Annotated in this window: 18 protein-coding genes, 4 tRNA genes, 1 riboswitch and 1 other annotated feature; of the genes, 7 read left to right on the forward strand and 15 right to left on the reverse strand. The window is 28.9% G+C overall.

Features of this window, described 5'->3' with window-relative positions; genetic code table 11:
* Positions 1 to 66: 66 nt before the first annotated feature.
* Entirely contained in the window at positions 67 to 780 is a 714-nt protein-coding gene (locus tag KQI16_RS03285) for a DUF92 domain-containing protein (protein ID WP_286172856.1), read from the forward strand.
* 141 nt (positions 781 to 921) lie between these two features.
* On the opposite strand, the gene KQI16_RS03290 is transcribed toward KQI16_RS03285, so the two are convergent.
* The 3 genes from KQI16_RS03290 to KQI16_RS03300 all read right to left on the reverse strand — a co-directional run bounded on the left by KQI16_RS03290 (position 922) and on the right by KQI16_RS03300 (position 4,164).
* Complete coding sequence (locus tag KQI16_RS03290) at positions 922 to 1,554, reverse strand: redox-sensing transcriptional repressor Rex (RefSeq protein WP_216432201.1); 633 nt, start codon at positions 1,552 to 1,554, stop codon at positions 922 to 924.
* A 344-nt stretch (positions 1,555 to 1,898) separates the two neighbouring features.
* Positions 1,899 to 2,972, reverse strand: a complete 1,074-nt coding sequence (gene ytvI / locus KQI16_RS03295; protein ID WP_119864399.1) for a sporulation integral membrane protein YtvI — start codon at positions 2,970 to 2,972, stop codon at positions 1,899 to 1,901.
* 121 nt (positions 2,973 to 3,093) lie between these two features.
* On the reverse strand, positions 3,094 to 4,164 hold the full coding sequence (locus tag KQI16_RS03300) for a mannose-1-phosphate guanylyltransferase (RefSeq protein ID WP_216432203.1): 1,071 nt from the start codon (positions 4,162 to 4,164) through the stop codon (positions 3,094 to 3,096).
* A 352-nt stretch (positions 4,165 to 4,516) separates the two neighbouring features.
* Between KQI16_RS03300 and KQI16_RS03305 the strand changes: the two genes are divergently transcribed.
* Positions 4,517 to 7,180 carry a cation-translocating P-type ATPase gene (locus tag KQI16_RS03305; RefSeq protein WP_216432205.1) on the forward strand — a complete coding sequence of 888 codons (2,664 nt, stop codon included), beginning with the start codon at positions 4,517 to 4,519 and terminating at the stop codon, positions 7,178 to 7,180.
* A 417-nt stretch (positions 7,181 to 7,597) separates the two neighbouring features.
* Positions 7,598 to 8,398, forward strand: a complete 801-nt coding sequence (locus KQI16_RS03310; RefSeq protein WP_216432207.1) for a CAP domain-containing protein — start codon at positions 7,598 to 7,600, stop codon at positions 8,396 to 8,398.
* A gap of 163 nt (positions 8,399 to 8,561) precedes the next feature.
* Here KQI16_RS03310 and KQI16_RS03315 read toward each other — a convergent pair whose 3' ends face one another.
* The 4 genes from KQI16_RS03315 to KQI16_RS03330 form a co-directional block, all read right to left on the reverse strand.
* Positions 8,562 to 9,263, reverse strand: coding sequence for a DUF3298 and DUF4163 domain-containing protein (locus tag KQI16_RS03315; protein ID WP_286172857.1), 702 nt, complete (start codon positions 9,261 to 9,263; stop codon positions 8,562 to 8,564).
* A 359-nt stretch (positions 9,264 to 9,622) separates the two neighbouring features.
* Complete coding sequence (rluF, locus tag KQI16_RS03320; protein ID WP_216432209.1) at positions 9,623 to 10,381, reverse strand: 23S rRNA pseudouridine(2604) synthase RluF; 759 nt, start codon at positions 10,379 to 10,381, stop codon at positions 9,623 to 9,625.
* Positions 10,382 to 10,399: 18 nt separating this feature from the next.
* A complete protein-coding gene (locus KQI16_RS03325) occupies positions 10,400 to 11,392 on the reverse strand; it encodes an anti-sigma factor domain-containing protein (RefSeq protein ID WP_216432211.1) in 993 nt (330 codons plus the stop codon).
* The gene (locus tag KQI16_RS03330) at positions 11,389 to 12,000 is read right to left on the reverse strand and encodes a class D sortase (protein ID WP_216432212.1); all 612 of its coding nucleotides are present in this window, start codon (positions 11,998 to 12,000) and stop codon (positions 11,389 to 11,391) included. Before KQI16_RS03330 ends, KQI16_RS03325 begins: the two co-directional genes overlap by 4 nt.
* 110 nt (positions 12,001 to 12,110) lie before the next feature.
* Here KQI16_RS03330 and KQI16_RS03335 point away from each other — a divergent pair, with 110 nt between their 5' ends.
* Both KQI16_RS03335 and ispF read left to right on the forward strand, forming a co-directional pair.
* Positions 12,111 to 12,287: a hypothetical protein gene (locus KQI16_RS03335; protein WP_216432214.1), complete on the forward strand. Its 177-nt coding sequence runs from the start codon at positions 12,111 to 12,113 to the stop codon at positions 12,285 to 12,287.
* Positions 12,288 to 12,358: 71 nt separating this feature from the next.
* Entirely contained in the window at positions 12,359 to 12,838 is a 480-nt protein-coding gene (gene ispF / locus KQI16_RS03340) for a 2-C-methyl-D-erythritol 2,4-cyclodiphosphate synthase (RefSeq protein WP_216432217.1), read from the forward strand.
* 149 nt (positions 12,839 to 12,987) lie between these two features.
* Here ispF and KQI16_RS03345 read toward each other — a convergent pair whose 3' ends face one another.
* The 4 genes from KQI16_RS03345 to KQI16_RS03360 all read right to left on the reverse strand — a co-directional run bounded on the left by KQI16_RS03345 (position 12,988) and on the right by KQI16_RS03360 (position 15,588).
* Positions 12,988 to 14,265, reverse strand: a complete 1,278-nt coding sequence (locus KQI16_RS03345; RefSeq protein ID WP_216432219.1) for a Na+/H+ antiporter NhaC family protein — start codon at positions 14,263 to 14,265, stop codon at positions 12,988 to 12,990.
* A 116-nt stretch (positions 14,266 to 14,381) separates the two neighbouring features.
* Positions 14,382 to 14,487, reverse strand: a riboswitch (SAM riboswitch).
* Positions 14,488 to 14,694: 207 nt separating this feature from the next.
* A tRNA-Lys gene (locus KQI16_RS03350) sits at positions 14,695 to 14,770 on the reverse strand.
* A gap of 4 nt (positions 14,771 to 14,774) precedes the next feature.
* Positions 14,775 to 14,848, reverse strand: a tRNA-Gly gene (locus tag KQI16_RS03355).
* A 68-nt stretch (positions 14,849 to 14,916) separates the two neighbouring features.
* Positions 14,917 to 15,588 carry a hypothetical protein gene (locus tag KQI16_RS03360; RefSeq protein ID WP_216432221.1) on the reverse strand — a complete coding sequence of 224 codons (672 nt, stop codon included), beginning with the start codon at positions 15,586 to 15,588 and terminating at the stop codon, positions 14,917 to 14,919.
* Positions 15,589 to 15,803: 215 nt separating this feature from the next.
* Between KQI16_RS03360 and KQI16_RS03365 the strand changes: the two genes are divergently transcribed.
* The gene (locus KQI16_RS03365; RefSeq protein WP_216432222.1) at positions 15,804 to 16,214 is read left to right on the forward strand and encodes an HNH endonuclease signature motif containing protein; all 411 of its coding nucleotides are present in this window, start codon (positions 15,804 to 15,806) and stop codon (positions 16,212 to 16,214) included.
* A 188-nt stretch (positions 16,215 to 16,402) separates the two neighbouring features.
* Here KQI16_RS03365 and KQI16_RS03370 read toward each other — a convergent pair.
* Positions 16,403 to 16,477, reverse strand: a tRNA-Gly gene (locus KQI16_RS03370).
* A 17-nt stretch (positions 16,478 to 16,494) separates the two neighbouring features.
* Positions 16,495 to 16,578 (reverse strand) — tRNA-Leu (locus KQI16_RS03375).
* A gap of 158 nt (positions 16,579 to 16,736) precedes the next feature.
* Positions 16,737 to 16,949: a binding site (T-box leader), on the forward strand.
* Between the two features lie 124 nt (positions 16,950 to 17,073).
* Between KQI16_RS03375 and thrS the strand changes: the two genes are divergently transcribed.
* Positions 17,074 to 19,011 (forward strand): threonine--tRNA ligase, encoded by a 1,938-nt coding sequence (gene thrS / locus KQI16_RS03380; protein WP_216432224.1) that lies wholly within the window; start codon positions 17,074 to 17,076, stop codon positions 19,009 to 19,011.
* 78 nt (positions 19,012 to 19,089) lie between these two features.
* On the opposite strand, the gene KQI16_RS03385 is transcribed toward thrS, so the two are convergent.
* Positions 19,090 to 19,269 carry a hypothetical protein gene (locus KQI16_RS03385; protein WP_119864387.1) on the reverse strand — a complete coding sequence of 60 codons (180 nt, stop codon included), beginning with the start codon at positions 19,267 to 19,269 and terminating at the stop codon, positions 19,090 to 19,092.
* A 109-nt stretch (positions 19,270 to 19,378) separates the two neighbouring features.
* Positions 19,379 to 20,656, reverse strand: a complete 1,278-nt coding sequence (locus tag KQI16_RS03390; protein WP_119864386.1) for an O-acetylhomoserine aminocarboxypropyltransferase/cysteine synthase family protein — start codon at positions 20,654 to 20,656, stop codon at positions 19,379 to 19,381.
* Positions 20,657 to 20,667 lie beyond the last annotated feature (11 nt).

Raw genomic sequence — 20,667 nt, forward strand, 5'->3', positions numbered from 1 at the left:
TTAAAGCCTAAATTTTTTCCAGTAAAAATCGGAATTTACATATTTCAATTATTATTCATCTAAACCTTGACATATCAAGGGGCTACGCCCTATTTATTTTTTAATCTGCGAAACTTCTGCTTTTCTATCATAATGATTGCCTTCTTTGTTTCCTCTAGCCTATTATCAAAGTTTAAAAAGATAAACAAAGATAAATTAGAAAAGATAAATGAAAAGGGTGAAAATCGTGACTTTATGCAGGTAATTGCAAATGGCGGAGTTGGACTTATCGTGGCAATTATATATTATTTTAATCAAAGTTCTATATATTTATTAGCCTATGGAGTATCCTTTGCCGTTTCTACAGCGGACACCTGGGCTTCAGAAATTGGAGTGTTAAGCAAAAGAAAGCCTATAAATATATTAACCCTAAAACCCTTAGAAACAGGAATGTCTGGTGGAATTAGTCTTTTAGGAACAAGCTTTGCCCTATTAGGCTCTTCCTTCATTGCTTCAATACATTTTATATTAAATATATTTATTTATAAGGATCTTAAAGAAGGCTTGATCTATTCCAGCTACTGTTTCTTATTAGGATTTTTTGGGGCAATAATAGATAGTTTGCTGGGAGCATCCCTTCAAGCTCAATATTATTGTGATGAATTAGATACTATAACAGAGAAAAGAGTTTATAAAGGAAAAACTAATAAACTTATTAAAGGAATATCCTTTATCAATAATGATATAGTAAATTTAAGCAGCAATATAATTTCAAGCCTGTTTACATTTCTTATAATCTAAAAAATAACTGTCCTACTAATATATTTAGCAGGACAGCTCTATTTTAAATATATCATTCAGCTTATCAGTAGACTGAAAAAATACATAAATTCTGCACTTTATATTTGAATTGTGAATTTCACACAATTTTTGTGGGCTGTATTAGTTTTCTTGATCGTGTAATAAGTATATTAATGTTAATAAACTTTCTGATAAATGTACGTTTTCTACCATTACGTCTTCTGGAATTACTAAATCAACAGGAGCAAAATTCCATATTCCCTTTACCCCGCCTTTTACTAGTTTATCACAAACAGCTTGCGCATTATTTCTTGGAACACATATTATACCTATATCAATTTTATTTTCCTCTAGAAAATTATCTAAATAATCAATATCTTTTATTTCTACATCTCTTATTTTTATTCCTATTAACTTAGGATTAGCATCAAAAATAGCCGCAATATTTAAGCCATTTTCATTAAATCTATAATTGGCTATTGCCTGTCCTATATTACCTGCTCCAATTAAGACAGCAGTATATTCTCTATCTAATCCTAAAATTAGTCCAATTTGATTATATAAATCTTTAACATTATATCCATAACCTTGTTGACCAAAGTCACCAAAATTATTTAAATCTTGACGTATTTGGGAAGCTGTAAAACCTATCTTTTCTCCTAATTCCTTTGATGATATTCTTTCTACATCATTTTTAAGTAATTCTTTTAAATATCTATAATATTTAGGAAGTCTTTTTATTACTGCCATTGATATATTTTTCTTTTTATCCATATTCTCTACTCTCCTATTTATTATTAGCTACTATATTTTATTTTATCACTTTTCTTGCTTTTTTAAAACGCTTATATTAATACACTTTTTCTTTTAAACATCTTTTCCTTACTATAACTATATCAGCTTTTTTATTAAATTCAATTAAACAAATATAAAAAATAAGACTTACATATAACTTAGCAGTTAGTTATAAATAAGTCTTTAAATCCGCACAAAGCTTTATAAAACTCTGTAATTAATATAAAGTATCGTATGCTTCCCTATGCCTGAAATTTTCAACCTCATTTATTATATTTAATTCGTAGAAATTTGTCAATAAGGGTAAATATATTTCCAGCTATTTATTTAAATAACTTTATCTTTCCAGATCTATTTAAGTTAATCAGTACAGTCATTGTTATTGGTAAAACAAAAATTCCTATAAAACCAAATAAATTTATTCCTAGATAGATACATATAAGCATAATAATTGGATGAAGCCCTACTTCTTTTCCCACTATCTTTGGTTCAATTATATTTCTTATTACTGTTATAAGAATATACATTAAGAATATTCCAATTCCTAAGAAAATTTCTCCTTTTATTAATTCAATAATTGCCCAAGGTATAAGAATTCCACCTGCACCAAGAATAGGAAGTATATCAAATATTGCAATAATAAAAGCTATTGTTGCTGCTTTTTCTACTCTTAATAACATTAATCCCACAAATAATTCGAAGAAAGTTATGGTAATTATAATAGAATAAGATTTTATAAACTTTAATATAGTTTTACCCAAACCTTCTTTAGCTTGAAATAATATATTTGCTGTTTTTTCAGGTAACTGCTTTTCAATAAATCCTGTTATTACCTTATAATCCAATGCAAAAAAGTAAGATGAAATAATTGAAAATAATACTATAATAAAAAATCCTGGAACTGCTGAAACTGCTGATGAAATTACTTTAACAATTGTAGTAGATAAATTAGAAATTAAGCTTCCTAGTGAATTTACTAAAGATAAAAGAATATCTGTAATAGTCTTTACTAATTCTGGATCTAACTTTGAAATTAAATTTTCTATATTATAGGTTATTTCATAAACTGCAGGTTCCACCTTTGTCATATATAAACTAGGTAATGCTAAAAATAAATCTTTAATAGACATTGACAACTTTATAATTAATAAAGTAATTAAAGCGCCAACTATTAAATAAAATAAGGTAACAAGAATTCCTGCAGTTAGTTTTCTACTAATTTTATATTTGTCTGATACCAGTGTTATTACTGGTTTAAGTATAAAGGCTACGGAAAATCCAATAACAAAAGGCATAAGCCATGGAATTGCATATTTAAAAATACCATATACTATTGATACTAATGCTATTATATATATTACATTGATAATAAAATTCTTCTTTTTCTCAATACTCATCTTTACAACTCCTTTACTTAATTTAATTATACAATATAAGAAATCTTTTTTAAATAAAAATAAGGTCGCTAAATTTCAAATTTTTAGCAACCCTATTTTCAGCAAATGTTAATCAAACATATTAAAGATAATCTTCAAATTCTGGTCTTTCATTTAGTTCGTTTAAGAGATGTTTTATTTCTTGATCTTTATTCTTATCCATTATTAATATAACATCTCCTGAATCTACTACAACTAAATCCTTTATCCCAAGACCTATAATTAAATTCCTATTTCCAAATATAGAACAATTTTCACTATCCTGTAAATATACCTTACTGCTCACTTTATTATTTCCAATTTCCTCCATATACCTGCTTAAGGCTGAAAAACTTCCAATATCATCCCAAATAAAGTCGCTTTTTATTACAAAGCCCTTTCTTGTTTTTTGCATAATTCCAAAATCTATAGATATTCCATCTATTCTTGAATACTGTTCCTCTATAACAGACTCTTCATTTTCTTCACCAACACTTTTATAAATTTCCATTAGAGCTTTATAAAGATCCGGCAAATACTTTTCTATTTCTCTTAAAATAACATCTGCTCTAAAAACAAACATTCCTGAATTCCATAAATAAGTTCCCTTTAAGATAAAATCCTTTGCCACTTCAACATTAGGCTTTTCAGTAAATCTGGTAACCTTAAAAGTTGGTATAGTCGATGATTGGATTCTTGGTCCCATTTCAATATAGCCATAACCTGTTTCTGCTCTCGTTGGAGTAATTCCAAGGGTTACTATTCCCCTTCTTTTATTGGCTATTTCTACTGCTTGATTTAAGGTTTCCAAATATACCTTTTCACGCTCTATATGATGATCTGATGGCAAAACGACCATTACAGCATCTTTATCTTTTTTTAATAATTTTACGGCAGATAAGCCTATGCAAGTTGCCGTTTCTCGATTTTTCGGCTCAGTAAAAATATTATTAGGATCTATATTTTCTAATTCACCTTTTATTTTTTCCTTATATTCTTTATTAGTCACAACATAAATATTTTCCTTATTTATCAAGGGAATTATTCTATCCACCGTATTTTGAAGGAAACTTTTATTATTTATAATTTTTAAAAACTGTTTCGGATTGTTTGATCTTGATAAGGGATAAAGTCTAGTTCCTTTTCCCCCTGCTAGTATCAGCCCGTATATCAATAACTTTCAACTCCACGTAGTACTTATGTATTATAATATGCTTTCCATTTTTAATTTGTGATTTGCTAAAATATGATAAAAATTTTTATTTTTATGCTTGACAATTTTTTCTTATATCTTTATTATTAATACTATAATTAAAATTTAATAACTTCTAAGTTAAAAGGGAGTAGTAAAAAATATAGCATCAACATACGCGGCTAAGGCCTGGTGTTATATACCTTAATGGTTACGAGACTTTTAATACAGTTTTTATTTCTTAAAAATTGTATTAAGGGTCTCTTTTTTATTTCTCTAGACCCACAAGTTATTAATGAAATTATAATTTTATATTTAGTTTGGAGGATTTTATATGAAGAAGTACTTTTCTAAAAGCTATGAGGAGACGTTGAAAGAATTTAACGTTTCAAAATCTGGTCTTAGTGAAAAGCAAGCAAAAGAAAATTTGGACAAGTATGGCTATAATGAACTTACCCAAAAGGAAAAAGCTACTGTTTGGGAAGTATTCTTTAGTCAATTTAAAGACTTACTTGTAATAATCCTAATTATTGCAGCTTTAATATCAATGCTAACTGGAGATGCAGAAAGCACTTTAGTTATTATCGCAGTTATTACTTTAAATGCAGTTTTAGGAACTGTACAACACTTTAAGGCTGAACAATCTTTAGATAGTTTAAAAGCTTTATCTTCCCCAACAGCTAAAGTTATTAGAGATGGAAAAAAGGTTGAAATTCCTTCTAAAGAAGTAGTTCCAGGAGATATTTTATTACTTGAAGCAGGAGATATGGTTGCAGCTGATGGTAGAATCATTGAAAACTTCTCCCTTCAAGTTAATGAAAGTTCCTTAACTGGTGAATCTGAAAGTGTTAATAAATTTGCTGAAGTAATTGAAAGTGAGGAAGTTGCTTTAGGTGATCAAAAAAACATGGTATTCTCAGGTTCCTTAGTTACTTATGGTAGAGCTTTAGTAGTTGTTACTTCTACAGGAATGAGTACTGAGATAGGTAAAATTGCTAACCTAATGGAAGAAACTCAAGAAAAAGCAACACCACTACAAGTCAGCTTAGATGACTTTAGTAAAAAATTAGCTATTGGTATTTTAGGAGTTTGTGTTATTGTATTCTTCCTAAGTCTTAGAACTAATAACATGCTAGATTCTCTTATGTTTGCTGTTGCTTTAGCTGTTGCTGCTATTCCTGAAGCCCTTAGCTCAATAGTTACAATTGTACTAGCTATTGGAACTCAAAAAATGGCCAAGGAAAATGCTATTGTTAAAAAACTAAGAGCAGTTGAAGGTTTAGGATCAGTATCTGTTATATGTTCTGATAAGACTGGAACCCTTACTCAAAATAAGATGACAGTAAAAAAAGTCTTTGTTAATAATAGATTTATTGATGGCGAAGAATTAAATATAGAAGATCCTGTTGAAAAGTATTTGCTAAAGAGTTCAATCCTATGTAATGACTCTACATGTAAAGAAGGAAAAGAAATTGGAGACCCAACTGAAGTTGCTTTTGTTAACTTAGGTCAAAAATTTTCACTATGTGAATTAGAGCTTAGAAAGGCTTATGAAAGATTATCGGAAGTTCCATTTGACTCTGATAGAAAGCTTATGAGTACTCTTCACTTCTTTGATAACAAATATATAATGTTCACAAAAGGTGCATTGGATGTTATTTTAGATAGAACTAAATTCATAAAAACTCCTGATGGTGTTAGAAACATAAGTTATGAGGATAAACAAAACATATTAAATGCCAATAGAGAATTATCTGAAAATGGCTTAAGAGTTTTAGCTTTTGCTTACAGAGAATTCCCTGAAAATAAAAATATAAGCATAGAAGACGAAGAAAACTTTACTTTTATAGGGCTTATATCAATGATTGACCCACCAAGAAAAGAATCTGCAGCTGCTGTTGCAGACTGTATATCTGCTGGTATTAAACCAGTTATGATTACTGGAGACCATAAGATTACCGCGTCAGCTATTGCTAAACAAATTGGTATTTTAAGAGATGGAGATAGAGCTATTGAAGGTATAGAATTAGATAAGATGTCTGATGAAGAATTAAGAAACAATGTAGAAAATATATCTGTTTATGCTAGAGTTTCTCCAGAGCATAAAATTAGAATAGTTAGAGCATGGCAAGATAAAAATCAAATCGTTGCTATGACAGGGGATGGAGTTAATGACGCTCCTGCTTTAAAGCAAGCTGATATAGGTATTGCAATGGGCATAACTGGTACAGAAGTTTCAAAAGATGCTGCTTCAGTTATATTAACTGATGATAACTTTGCTACAATAGTTAAGTCTGTTGCTAACGGAAGAAATATTTACAGAAATATTAAGAACTCAATTAAGTTCTTATTATCTGGTAATGCATCAGGTATTCTTTCAGTACTTTATACTTCACTTTTAGCATTACCAATGCCATTTAAGGCAGTTCACTTACTATTTATTAACCTACTAACAGATAGTTTACCTGCTATTGCTATTGGTATGGAACCAGCTCAAGGAGATTTATTAAAAGAAAAACCTAGATCTAGAGATGCTGGAATTTTAGATAAGAAATTTGTTTTAGAATTAGCTTTTGAAGGTTTAATTATTGCAATATTTACAATGTTAGCTTTCTATAAGGGGCTTGGCAGTGATAATAATGCTGCAGTTGCTTCATCTATGGCTTTTGCTACATTATGTTTAGCTAGATTATTCCACGGCTTTAACTGTAGAGGAAATAAATCAGTGTTTTCATTAGGCTTATTTGGAAATAAATTTAGCTGGTTAGCATTTATTGCAGGATTAATTTTCTTAAACTCAGTTTTATTTATACCAGCTTTAAGAAACTTATTTGAAGTTGCAGTATTAACAGGAAAGCAAATTGGATATATTTATTTATACGCATTCCTTCCAACTGTAATAATTCAAATTGCTAAAGTAATTATAGATTTTACAACAGATAAAAAGGAAAAAGCTGCAGAATCAAATTCTTCTGAAAATGTAGAAAAAGCAGCGTAGTACAATTTTAAGTTTTCAGATTTTAGTTTTCAACTTTCAATGAGCTGAAAATCTAAAAATTGTATGGATTTAATTAATATTATCGCTTAATTAAAAAATATAGAAAAGGTAGTTTGTTTTAGACAAGCTACCTTTATTATTTAATTTTAATTCCTAAATATATAAATTCTTTCATATTATGATATAAAATTTTTTTAAAATTTATTTTTAATAAAAGTGATTTTTACTCTTTCTTTCTTATTAATAATCTATACACATAACAACTTTATTGGAAAATATAAGTTGTTAGTCACTATTTTTGTTATTCCTTCTACTTTATGCTTCAATTGCTAGTCATCTCATATTGGGCAGCCCCCCTATCTGTGTTATTATAAGTTCATCGGATGAAACAAAAAATTTCTGAGGAGGAATTAACATATGATTAAATTAAAATTAATGTCACTTTTATTATCAGGATGTCTAACAACAGGTATTGGGGCAGGAACTTTACCTTCATGCCTTAATAATATAAAAATAACAGATCAAATAAAGATTATTGAACAAATTTGCAATACATCAAAAGATAATTCAAATGTAATTATTGAAGAGGAAAATACAGCCGAAAACAACACTGGCAGCAATTCTAATGAAAATACAAACAAAGAAGATAATAATTCTAAGGAAGACAATGGGACAAGCAATGAGGCTCCTATAAAAGAAGAAGATAAAAAAGAAGATACTGCTAAAGAAGAAACACCAGCAGCTCCTGAAGAAACAAATACAGGTAAGGAAAATAATAATTCTGAAGACAACACTCAAAAAGAAGCTTCAGATAAATTTATAGCAGAAATCGAACAAGCTATCTTTACAAGAGTTAACAAGGAAAGAGCTGCAGCTGGTCTTACAGCATTACAATACAATGATACAATGGAACACTATGCAAGATTAAAATCACAAGATATGGGTGATAGAAGATACTTTGATCATAGAAATCCAGAAGGTCAATTAATAACTTCACAAATGCAGGCAGACGGGGTAAGCTATAGATCTTGGGGTGAAAATATAGCATATATTTCAGGTAGATCTGGAAATGCTGCTCTAGCTGAACAATTTATGAACAACTGGATGAATTCATCAGGCCATAGAGCTAACATCTTATCAACTAACTTTACAAGCATTGGAGTTGGAGTTTACAAGGTAGGAACCACTTACTATGCAACCCAAGAATTCTATAGATAAAACAGTGTGGAGTTACTAATGTGGAGTTAGGAGTTTGGAGTTGGCGATTACTGAATAAGCTCTTATAGAGCTTAATTAAAAGAAGCTGTATCAAAATGATTATTAAAATCATTTTGAGCCAGCTTCCTTTTTATTTTACTAACTTATAAAAAATAATACTTATTTATACAGTTTTATAGTTTTCTAGGACATTGTAAGGAATTTTAAATTGAGGCATCCCTGCTGCATAAGGTGCAATTTCATAATAAGCAAACTGGATTACTATATATCCATCTTCTATGTAAAAAGCTTGATTATCCTTTATTCCTGTAAAGCCTTCTTTACCAGGAAAAAAAACTTCTTTATTTAAACTTATCTGACTTTCTATTTCTTTATTTATATATTCTTTGTAATCAAATCCTTCTTTAAATAAATCTTTAAGTTCTAAATTCTTACCTGTGTCCCTATCAATATTATATGTTTTCCTGATTGTTATCCCGTGAGCCCCACCACTATACTGATAATAATCAATATAAAAACTCAAAATTTTCTCTTCATTAGTTACCTTATAACTTACAAAACTTTCATATGGAACTCCAGGCCTATTTGCTTCACTAGCACTTCTATTTTCCTCTACAAAATTATTTGTAAAATCAAGTATCTCCTTATTAATTTCTTCTTCCCTTTCTTTATTATTAAGACCTATAATTTGTGGAATTTTTACACTAACTTTTAAATACTCTGAACTCTCTTCAAAGGATTTATCCACAACTAAATTTTCTTCTACTATTTTCCTGTTAATATTAATTAACAAATCTTGTGGATAAATAATATTAAAATAATTAATTACTCCTATTATTCCAAATAACATTATCCTTTTTATCATATAGTAATTCTCCCATCTCTAAAATTAGTCACAATTTTTGAAATATTAATAAAATATATATTTAATATTATCTACAATTTGTTTATATTTATTAATACTTATGTCAACATAATCTTAACAATTTATCAACAGGTTTATGTGGATAATGTGCAAAAAAAGCATATTTTCGCATCTCACTAATAAAAATAATAGACCATTATAAAATAATCTTTAAAATTGTTGATAATTTCTATTAGTAAACTTTTAATTTTGATCGAATAATATGTAATTACATAAAAATAAGAATAAACTTCAAAGTGATATAAAAGGAACATTATCAAATTCAAATAAGAATTCAATAATGTCCTTTTAATATAATATTATAAATCTGCATCTTCAGTTTTTATTGAATTATTTATTAGAGAATTTAACTTAACTAATTCCTCCTTAGTTAAGTTTCTCCACTGACCTATTTTTAAATTTCCTAGTTTTATATTCATTATCCTTATTCTTTTTAACTTAATTACATTATAACCTAAGGCTTCACACATTCTTCTAATCTGCCTATTCATACCTTGTGTTAATATAATATTAAAGGTATTCTCATTTATTTTTCTAACCTTGCATTTCTTAGTTATCGTTCCTAAAATCCTTACTCCATTAGACATATCCTTTATAAACTTATCAGTTATAGGCTTATCTACTGTAACTATATATTCCTTTTCGTGATTATTTCCTGCCCTTAATATTTTATTTACTATGTCACCATCATTGGTAAGAAGAATTAATCCTTGAGAATCCTTATCTAATCTTCCTATTGGAAAAATTCTTTTTTCATGGCTAACAAAATCAACTATATTCCCTTTTACTTTTCTTTCCGTAGTACATGTTATTCCTACTGGTTTATTTAAGGCTATATAAACTAATTCTTCAACTCTTTTTATAGGCTTTCCATCTATTTTAACATTGGCATTTTCAGATACCTTAGTTCCCATAACTGCCCTTACTCCATCTACAGTTACCCTTCCTGCCTCTATTAACTTATCTGCCTCTCTTCTTGAACAAAAGCCTGTCTCACTTATAAATTTATTTAGCCTTATTTTATCTCCCCTGTCTTTATGAACTATAATATTTCCCATTTTATCACCTTTGTACTTTTATTCAGAAACCTTATTTTCGTCTCCTGAATTATTAAATTTAACTTCAAGTTTATTTTCTGCTATATATTCTTCTGTATCTTTTATATCTTTATCTTCTAAAGGCTTTCCAGTTACCTTTAAAACTATACCATTCCCTGGAATCATTTCATTATTAACAGCATATTCTAATATAGTTGTTAAAGCTAAGTCTACATGATTATTTTTTATATCCAATTCTTTTAATATTTCCTTAACTTCTTCTGAATTACTAGAATAATTTATAATCTTATTAGATGAGTTTAATTCTAGGGTTATAGTAGAAGTTGTTTCAATCACTAAGGTTTTATCTGTATTATTATAATTATAATAAGCAATTAAAAATATACAGCCTATTAAACTAAAAAATATTACTATCTGTGTTTTATATTTCTTGAAAGAAATACTCTCTTTTGCTAAAACTTCTTCACCTATTTTTTCTTCCTTATTTGCTTTAACTTTTATAAATTCTCCCTTTGAACTTAAAATAATTGAAGAAAATTTTCCCTTGTGAAGAAGAATGCCTCTATGTTCCTCTGTATTCATATTTTCAAATATTTCTTCAGATCCAAGTACTTGTATCGCTTCAACAATCTGAAGATAGTCTTGCAAATAATGATAAGTTGGATCTGATAAAATGATAAAATATGTTATTATAAATTCCTTCCACTGCTCAAGAAAATTTCTTTCTAATGAAGTATTTTCTAACAGTAATTTCATTGGAAATTTTTTATTTTTTACTAGATAATCATAAATTTCTATATTTTCTATTATAAAATAGGTTATATTTAATATTTTATTTCGAATATCATAAGAAGGTTTATCATAGACTAAGTCTTTAATAAGTATTTTATATTCCAATAAATCTTCTTTTAATCTATTAATTTCTTCCTCCCTTTTTTCTATTACATCTTCCAATACTAAATTTATAGGGGGTTTAGTTGAAAATTTATATTTATACTGATGAAAGATCATTGTTCTCCTCCGCCATTTAATTCCTTAGTTTCAATTAACTTTCCTTTAACTATAACTCTTTCTTTAGCACCAACTGTGCATGTAATTAATGTTATTGTTGCATCTTTGGTGTCATCTAATACTTCAACTCTATCTGGTTGAACAACAAAGTTATCCGTTACTTCATAAATGAATTTTTTACCCTTTGCCTTTACTATTATTTTATCTCCAACTTTTGTTTTATACAAATTAACAAAAGCCTCTGAATAATCTGAAATTCTATGTCCTGCAACTGCAAAATTTCCCCTTTCTCCAGGCATTGCAGAATTCTCAAAATGACCTAAATAATATAAAAGTATATCATCTGTTACCCCTTCAACTATTCCTTGAGAAAGATTTATACTAGGTATTTCTAATAATCCTATAGGCTTATACCCCTCACCTACAGTAAAACTGTCCTCATTATTCTCAGGCTCATCTATGTCTTCATTTATTACTTCTTCTAAAATATTTCTAAGTTCCTCTTGCTTTTTTTCTGTTTCAATTTTCTTATAAATAATAGATATAATTATAGTAATACCTATAATTATTAAAATAAGCCCTATTAATCTTCTAATTCCCTCTCTCAACCCTATACCTCCAATAAACATTTAGGCTATTTTAACATATATTATAACATAAAGGATTTTGTATTTTAATAAGTTTGGATATTTTAGGCATTAATATTTAGGAGTTCTTTATGAATAAAAAAATAATTTATGTTGATTTTGTTTTTAAACGCAGGAGAATTAAATCTAAGCCTATGTATTATATATATAAAATACAATATTTAATAAAAATTATAAAAGAGAAAATATTTAAGAAAAAAGAAAAATATTACGAAAACAGTGAGTCCATTTTCAAAGAAATAATATAACACTACTAGAAGTTAATATTAATATTAATTTATGGTAAAATAGTCCTAAATAATATTTTAGAGGTGGTAATATGAGAATAGGATTAGGATATGATGTCCATAAATTAGTAGATAATAGAGAGCTTATAATTGGTGGTGTTAATATTCCTTATGAAAAAGGACTGCTTGGTCATTCCGATGCAGATGTATTATTACACGCAATATGCGATTCTTTGCTAGGTGCTGCAGCTCTTAGAGACATAGGCAAACATTTTCCTGATACTGATGAAAGATATAAAGGTATATCTAGCCTTACACTTTTAAAGGAAGTTGGAATATTAATTAAAAACAAAGGCTATAAAATTGGTAACATAGACGCAACTATAATTGCTCAAAAACCAAAAATGCTTCCTTATATTGAAACTATGAGGGAAAACATAGCAAAAACTCTAGAAATAGATATAGATCAGATAAATGTTAAAGCTACTACTGAAGAAGGTCTTGGATTTACAGGAAGTGGAGAAGGAATTGCTGCAAATAGCATTGCATTGCTATTTGCAATTGATAATTAATAATTGAAAATCTACATTAAAATTAAAGGACTGTCGCAGAGTAATATCTTAATGATATTGACCTCGGACAGTTCCTTTTTTAATTCTTTAAACTACTTTCAGCAAGCTTTCCTATATTTTAAATTTTAACTTATTAATATGTACTAATTTTATTTATTTTTCCAATAAAAATAAATAAATATTATTGCACTAACCAGCATTAAATATGGATAAAATAAAAACTGCATTATTGCAAAAGGTGATATCGCTGCAAGACTTGCTGCTGATAATAATTGAGCTCCATAGGGTATCACTCCCTGAAATCCACAAGAGAAGATATCCATAATACCTGCAACTCTTTTTGCTTCTAATTCAAATTCATTTGAAATATCTTTAGCTATAGGCCCTACTGTTACTATTGCAATTGTATTATTTGCAGTACAAATATCTACTAAACTTGTTAAAACTGCAATACCATATTCTGCTCCTCTTTTACTTTTAAAATTTCTTAATCCCTTATTAAGAATGAAATCTATTCCGCCATTAAACTTTATTATTTCTATAGTTCCTGAAATAAGTAATGAAATTATTATAAGTTCACTCATTGAAGCTATTCCATTTGATATTGAATTAAAAAGCCCTATTAAATCAAAGCTTCCGTATATAACACCAATTAGTCCTGAAAGTCCTAATCCAAGTAATAAAACTATTATTACATTTAATCCTATTAATGATGTTATTATTACTAAAACATAGGGTAATATTTTAAATATATTAAACTCTAAAGAATCTAAATTTATTACAGCTGTATTTCTTGTTAAAAATATAAATATAATTGTTGTAATTATTGCAGCTGGAAGAACTATCATAAAATTCATTTTAAATTTATCCTTCATCTCACAACCTTGAGTTTTAGTTGCTGCAATAGTTGTATCTGATATTACTGAAAGGTTATCACCAAACATTGCTCCGCTGACTACCGCTCCTACTGCTAAAGATGTTGATATAGCAGTTTTATCAGCTATTCCAATAGCTATTGGTACTAAAGCAACTATTGTACCCATTGAAGTTCCTATTGATAAGGAAATAAAACATCCAATAATAAATATCCCTGGTATTAGTAAACTGCTTGGAAGCAAATAAAACCCTAAATTAACAGTAGAATCCACTGCTCCCATATCTCTAGCTACCTGAGCAAAAGCACCTGCTAATATAAATATTAATATCATTAATAAAATATTTATATCTCCTGCCCCTTTACAAAATAGCTCTATTTTTTTATCAAGCTTTTCCTTCCTATTCATTAATAAAGCTGTTAATGCTGCTGCTAAAAATGGAATAATTACTGATACAGCATAAAAGCTTTTTGCTGCTATAGATATTCCCAAATAAATTACTATAAATACTCCTAATGGCAATAATGCAAAGCCCTTATTCTTATTTTCCAAGCCTTCTTCTCTCCTTCAAAATAATATATTGCTCCAATTGCTTAAAGTTATGTAAAAACAAAAAAACTTCTGCAAGAATACAGAAGTTCATTTCCTTATAAAAAGTTATAATAAACTCCTTATCTTTCAGGATCCCCTGCAGGATTTAGCACCTTAAGAATCATTAAGATTCTCGGTTGCTGGGTTTCTCAGGGCCAGTCCCTCCACCGCTCTTGATAAGTTCTTAAATTTTGCATTAATATAGTATCAACTTAGACTTATAATGTCAATAAGGAAAAGTGTACAGCACCTTTCAATTCACAATACACAGTGAATAATACACAGTTTGGTGGCTATTACTCAGTAGTTTAATGCTTAAATATGAATTACGAATTCTTTAGTACAAACTAAAAAGAGAGATTAACCTAGGTTAATCTCTCTTTTTTAATCTGGTGCGCCATCAGGGGGTCGAACCCTGGACACCCTGATTAAGAGTCAGGTGCTCTACCAACTGAGCTAATGGCACAAAATGGAGCGGGTGATGAGAATCGAACTCACGTAACTTGCTTGGAAGGCAAGGGCTCTACCATTGAGCTACACCCGCAAATCTTATTGACAAATATTATTATAATACTAGAAAAATAATTCTGTCAATAAGAAATTTCTATATTTTTATACTACATCTGTAAGAGATTTTGCTAAAATATTTCTAAATTTCTCGCCGTAAGTTTTATCAGTTTCTGCTTTTTTACATATTTCCTTCCATTCATCAATAGTAACCCCAACTACTTTTTCAAATTCATTTCCTCTAATTATATAATTGGAGTTTATCACGAAATCTCCTAATTCGATAGGACTATTAAATATCTTTAAATATAAAAACTCTCTATTATCTCCAACCCAGGTTTTATTAAAATCCCTGCTAAATTTTTTTAACCTTGCAAAGATTTTATTTTTTGGTAAAGACCAGCAAGATTTTATCATATTTATTTCTCTTCTCATATTATCTGCTTCTTCTTTTGTCAGCTTTTTATTCTTTTCTGCATCAGAAATTATTTTTTCTACTCTTATATTAGGGACATTAACAATTAATTTTTCCTTTCCATATATCCACTTATAAAAGGCTTCTTGTAAAAATGAATATTGTATATATCCTAATAAAGTCTTTATATCAGGAAAGTAGCTCCATGTATTATCAATTCCGTTGTTTTTTCCAAAAACTAGGGTATGAATATAAATTGTATCCTTATTTGGTAACGAATCCATAAACATATGACCTCTCAAAGTTTTGTTTTTATCTATCAGTTCTTCCCAATAATCGAAGGAATCGTAATTATGCCTCACTCTATCACCCTTTCTTCATTACCATAATATAATATATTATCTATATTTATATTATATAGTTTATTACACCATGTAACAATCGTTTTCAAGATATTAATAAAAATTTATTTTCTAAATTTTCTTAATATTATTATTTTAACCATAATCCTCTATTTGAATAAAATAAAGGTTTATTTTATAATAATATTAAGGATATATATAAGGGAGGCGTGAATTTGCACCACTGTGAAATTTGTGGATCAAAGGCTGATATTCATCATATAGTTCATAAACATGAAGGTGGTTATGATATTAAATTAAATTATAAATATCTTTGTAATTACCACCATAGGGGAAAACTAGGCCCCCACAACTCTTTAGAAACAGATTTAAAATATAAGTTGGAACTACAAGAAAAACTTTTCAGCCTCTTACCAAAAGATTATTATACCTTTAAGGAACTTGCCATTATTTTAGAAATACCAAAATCTACTTTTAAAAAAATTGTAAAAGACCTTAAGATGTATAAAGAAGGCTACTCAAAAATTGAACTAATAACAAAATTAATGGGAGGCAAACTATATTCCAAAAGTATGCTTCAAGAATTAGAATTAGAGCGCCTTTTTCACAATATAAATATTGGTTAATTTAGACTAAACAATTTAAATATTAATATAGATTTGCATAAAAAAGAATTCACATTATAATATGTGAATTCTTCTATTATTAATAGTATTTTATTTTTCAGAAATATTATTCATAATAAAACAATATGTAATTTTATATATAAAAAACTTCTAAAATCTAATTAATTAGACTTTAGAAGTCTTTATTTTGGAGCGAAAGACGGGACTCGAACCCGCAACGTTCACCTTGGCAAGGTGACGCTCTACCATTGAGCCACTTCCGCATACTTTATTTAAAAGCTGGTGCAGATGAAGGGAGTCGAACCCCCACGCCAAAGGCGCTAGATCCTAAGTCTAGTGCGTCTGCCAATTCCGCCACATCTGCATCTCTTACATTTAATATTATATATAAGCTTTTAAAATTTTTCAATATTTTTATTATGACATTTTTCGTATTTTTAGTAAATTATTTTATTTTGTTTTGTTTTATTGACATTAAAGTTTTTTATATTTATAATTAAGAATAACATATTAGTAGAATACATTAAAACTATGACGAGGACAGTAGACTATTAATCATTTTTCAGAGAGAGATACATTTGCTGAAAGTATCTTATTTGATTTTAGTTGAAAACCACCTCTGAGTGACTCTAATAAAGTCCGTTTATATCACGTTACGATATCTTAAGCGGCCTATTTTTAGGCAATTAAGGGTGGAACCGCGGGAAGTTTGAATTTACTACTCTCGTCCCTTTCTATTTATAGAAAGAGACGGGAGTTTTTTATTTTATTGAAATAAATATTTCTACTAAAATAGTTTAACTTATAAGTATCTAGAAACTTACAATCTAAATAGAATTAATTAGAAAGGAAGATAAATATGATTAAGATCACTTTAAAAGATGGATCAGTAAAAGAATTTGAATCAAGTATTTCTGTATTTGATATTGCTAAATCTATAAGTGAAGGTTTAGCAAGAAATGCTTGTTGTGGAATAGTTAATGGAGAAGTAGTTGACTTACGTTTTGTTGTTGAAAAAGATAGCGAAGTTGCTATATGTACTTTTGATTCTCAAGAAGGAAAAGATGCATTAAGACATAGTGTGTCTCATGTTTTAGCTTATGCTGTAAAAAGATTATACCCTGAAGCAAAACTAGCAATAGGACCAGCAATAAATGATGGCTTCTACTATGATTTTGACATAGAACCAGCTTTCAACTCTACTCATCTTGAAAAAATAGAAGATGAAATGAGAAAAATAATAAAAGAAAATCCTTCAATTGAAAGATTTGAATTACCAAGAGCTGAAGCTATAAAACTTATGGAGGATGCTAATGAACCTTACAAGGTTGAATTAATAAATGATTTAGCAGAAGATGCTGTTATATCCTTCTATAAAATGGGTGACTTTACTGACCTATGTGCTGGGCCTCATTTAATGTCATTAAAACCAGTAAAAGCTATTAAACTTCTTAGAGCTGCTGGTGCTTACTGGAGAGGCGATGAAAAGAACAAAATGCTTTCAAGAATCTATGGTACTGCTTTCTTAAAGAAATCAGACTTAGATGCTCACTTACAAGCTTTAGAGGAAGCAAAACTAAGAGATCATAATAAACTTGGTAGAGAACTTAAATTATTTACTACTGATGAAAAAATCGGTCAAGGACTTCCTTTATTAATGCCAAAGGGAGCTAAAATAATTCAGCTTTTACAAAGATGGGTTGAAGACGAAGAAGAAAAAAGAGGATATTTATTAACTAAAACCCCACTTATGGCTAAGAACGATTTATATAAAGTATCTGGCCACTGGGATCACTATAAAGATGGAATGTTCGTATTAGGAGATGAAGAAAAAGATGACGAAGTAGTTGCTCTTAGACCTATGACATGTCCATTCCAATATACTATTTATAACTCAGAACAACACAGTTATAGAGAATTACCTTTAAGATATGCTGAAACTTCTACTCTTTTCAGGAATGAAGCTTCAGGAGAAATGCATGGTTTAATAAGAGTTAGACAATTTACTTTAGCAGATGGTCATATTGTTTGTACACCTGAACAAGTAGAAGAGGAATTCAAGGGTTGTGTTGAATTAATTGATCATATTATGACAACTTTAGGAATTGCAAATGATATAACTTATAGATTCTCTAAGTGGGATCCAAACAATACTGAAAAGTATATTAACAATCCAGAAGCTTGGGAAAAAACTCAAAATACAATGAGAGAAATATTAAACCACTTAGGAATTAATTATGTTGAAGCTGAAGGTGAAGCTGCTTTCTATGGGCCAAAACTTGATATTCAATTTAAAAATGTTCATGGAAAAGAAGATACTATCATAACTATCCAAATTGACTTTGCCTTAGCCGAAAGATTTGATATGACTTATGTTGACAAAGATGGTAACAAGAAGCGTCCATTTATAATCCATAGATCATCAATTGGATGTTATGAAAGAACTTTAGCTATGTTAATTGAAAAGTATAATGGTTCATTCCCAACATGGCTTTCTCCTACTCAAGCTATAGTTCTACCTATTTCTGATAAATATAATGACTATGCAGAAGCTATAGTTAAAGAATTTAGAAATGCTGGTATAAGAATTACTGGGGACTATAGAGCTGAAAAAATAGGATATAAAATAAGAGAAGCTAGATTAGAAAGAATTCCTTATATCCTAGTTGTTGGTGAAAAAGAAGCTGCTAGCAATTCAGTTGCTGTAAGAAGCAGAAAGAATGGTGAAGAAGGAGCAGTTGATGTAACTGAACTTAAAAATAGGATTATTTTAGAAATTGCTAATAAAGAAATGTAGAAATTAAAGGATTTGCTTAAGCAAATCCTTTTCTATTTATTATACTTCTATTCATTCTTCTTATACATTTCTCATTAATTAAACTTCCTTAAGAAGTTTGGCAAGCTTGTTTTGAAGAAGCCATACCTTTTTTTGCTTTCTATTATTAGCAACCATTTTATTTTTATTATTAACACTAGCTTCTAAATCCCTAGTAACCTTTTCTTCATATATTTTTAAGGCTTCATTTAATATTTCTAATTCTTCCTTATTAAACAAGTTAACCCTCCCTTATAAAAAGTGCTAAGCACTTATAATTCAATTTTGCTGCAAATTATTATAACAAAGAGGGTTGAAATTATCAATATAGATTTATATTCCTATAATCTTAAACTGCTTCTAAAGCTTGCTCTACATCCTTAATTATATCTTCAATGTCTTCAATTCCTATTGATATTCTTAATAAGTCTGTTGTTACACCAGCTCCTTCTAATTCCTTTTCTGAAAGCTGACTATGAGTTGTTGTTGCAGGATGTAATATACAACTTCTTGTATCTCCTAAGGTAACTGCTAGGGAAATTAATTTTAATGCCCTTTGAAATCTCTTAGTTCCCTCTATATCAGTATCTAATCCAAAGGTAAGAAGACCGCTTCCCCCGCCATTTAAATATTTTTTAGCTTTTTCATATTCCTTACTTGTTTCTAAATATGGATAGTTAACCCACTTAACTTTTGGATGTTTTTCTAGCCACTTTGCCAAGGATAAAGCATTTTGTGAATGTCTTTCTATTCTTAAATGAAGAGTTTCTAATCCTAAATTTGTTATATACGCATTAAATGGACTTAAACATGCTCCAAAATCTCTTGCTATAGTCACTCTAAGCTTAGTAATATAGGCAGCTTCTTTAAATGCCTCTGTATAAACTAATCCATGATAACTTGGATCTGGTGTTGTAAAATCTTCAAACTTTCCATTACTCCAGTCAAAATTTCCTCCATCTACAACTATTCCCCCAATACTTTGAGCATGTCCATCAGCATATTTTGTTGTTGAATGTATAACAATATTAGCCCCATGTTCAAAGGGATTACAAAGATATGGAGAAGCTACTGTATTATCAACTATAAATGGTACCTTAAGAATTTTTGCAGTTTCTGCAAATTTTTCAAAGTCTAAAATATTTAATTCTGGATTACCGATGGTTTCTCCATATATAGCTTTAGTATTTTCCTTGGCTGCTGATAATATCTCTTCTTTAGAAGCCTCTGGACTCACAAAGGACACTTCAATTCCTAAGTTCTTTAAATGAACTTTAAATAAATTCACTGTTCCACCATATAAACTTGAAGATGCTATAATATGATCTCCTGATTTACATATATTAATTATTGAATAAAGAATAGCTGCCTGCCCTGATGATGTGGCAACTGCCCCAATGCCACCTTGTAATTGGGCAAACCTTTCTTCAAATCCTGCAACTGTTGGGTTAGAAATTCTACTATATAAATGTCCCACAGCTTGCAAACTAAATAAATCCTCTAAATTACTAGGATCATCAAACTTATATGTTACACTTTGATAAATTGGTAACACCCTTGGTTCCCCTGCCTTTGGGCTATACCCTCCTTGAACACATATTGTTCCCTTTTTAAAATTGTTACTCATTTTAATGCCTC

The sequence above is a fragment of the Caproiciproducens sp. MSJ-32 genome, assembly GCF_018918055.1.
Classification (GTDB): domain Bacteria; phylum Bacillota; class Clostridia; order Clostridiales; family Clostridiaceae; genus Clostridium.

Coding starts and splice junctions, on each gene's coding strand:
- KQI16_RS03290 (WP_216432201.1), bottom strand. CDS start 1,554: ATGGATAAAAAGAAAAATATATCAATGGCAGTAATAAAAAGACTTCCT.
- ytvI (WP_119864399.1), bottom strand. CDS start 2,972: ATGAGTATTGAGAAAAAGAAGAATTTTATTATCAATGTAATATATATA.
- KQI16_RS03305 (WP_216432205.1), top strand. CDS start 4,517: ATGAAGAAGTACTTTTCTAAAAGCTATGAGGAGACGTTGAAAGAATTT.
- KQI16_RS03310 (WP_216432207.1), top strand. CDS start 7,598: ATGATTAAATTAAAATTAATGTCACTTTTATTATCAGGATGTCTAACA.
- KQI16_RS03315 (WP_286172857.1), bottom strand. CDS start 9,263: ATGATAAAAAGGATAATGTTATTTGGAATAATAGGAGTAATTAATTAT.
- rluF (WP_216432209.1), bottom strand. CDS start 10,381: ATGGGAAATATTATAGTTCATAAAGACAGGGGAGATAAAATAAGGCTA.
- KQI16_RS03325 (WP_216432211.1), bottom strand. CDS start 11,392: ATGATCTTTCATCAGTATAAATATAAATTTTCAACTAAACCCCCTATA.
- KQI16_RS03335 (WP_216432214.1), top strand. CDS start 12,111: ATGAATAAAAAAATAATTTATGTTGATTTTGTTTTTAAACGCAGGAGA.
- ispF (WP_216432217.1), top strand. CDS start 12,359: ATGAGAATAGGATTAGGATATGATGTCCATAAATTAGTAGATAATAGA.
- thrS (WP_216432224.1), top strand. CDS start 17,074: ATGATTAAGATCACTTTAAAAGATGGATCAGTAAAAGAATTTGAATCA.
- KQI16_RS03390 (WP_119864386.1), bottom strand. CDS start 20,656: ATGAGTAACAATTTTAAAAAGGGAACAATATGTGTTCAAGGAGGGTAT.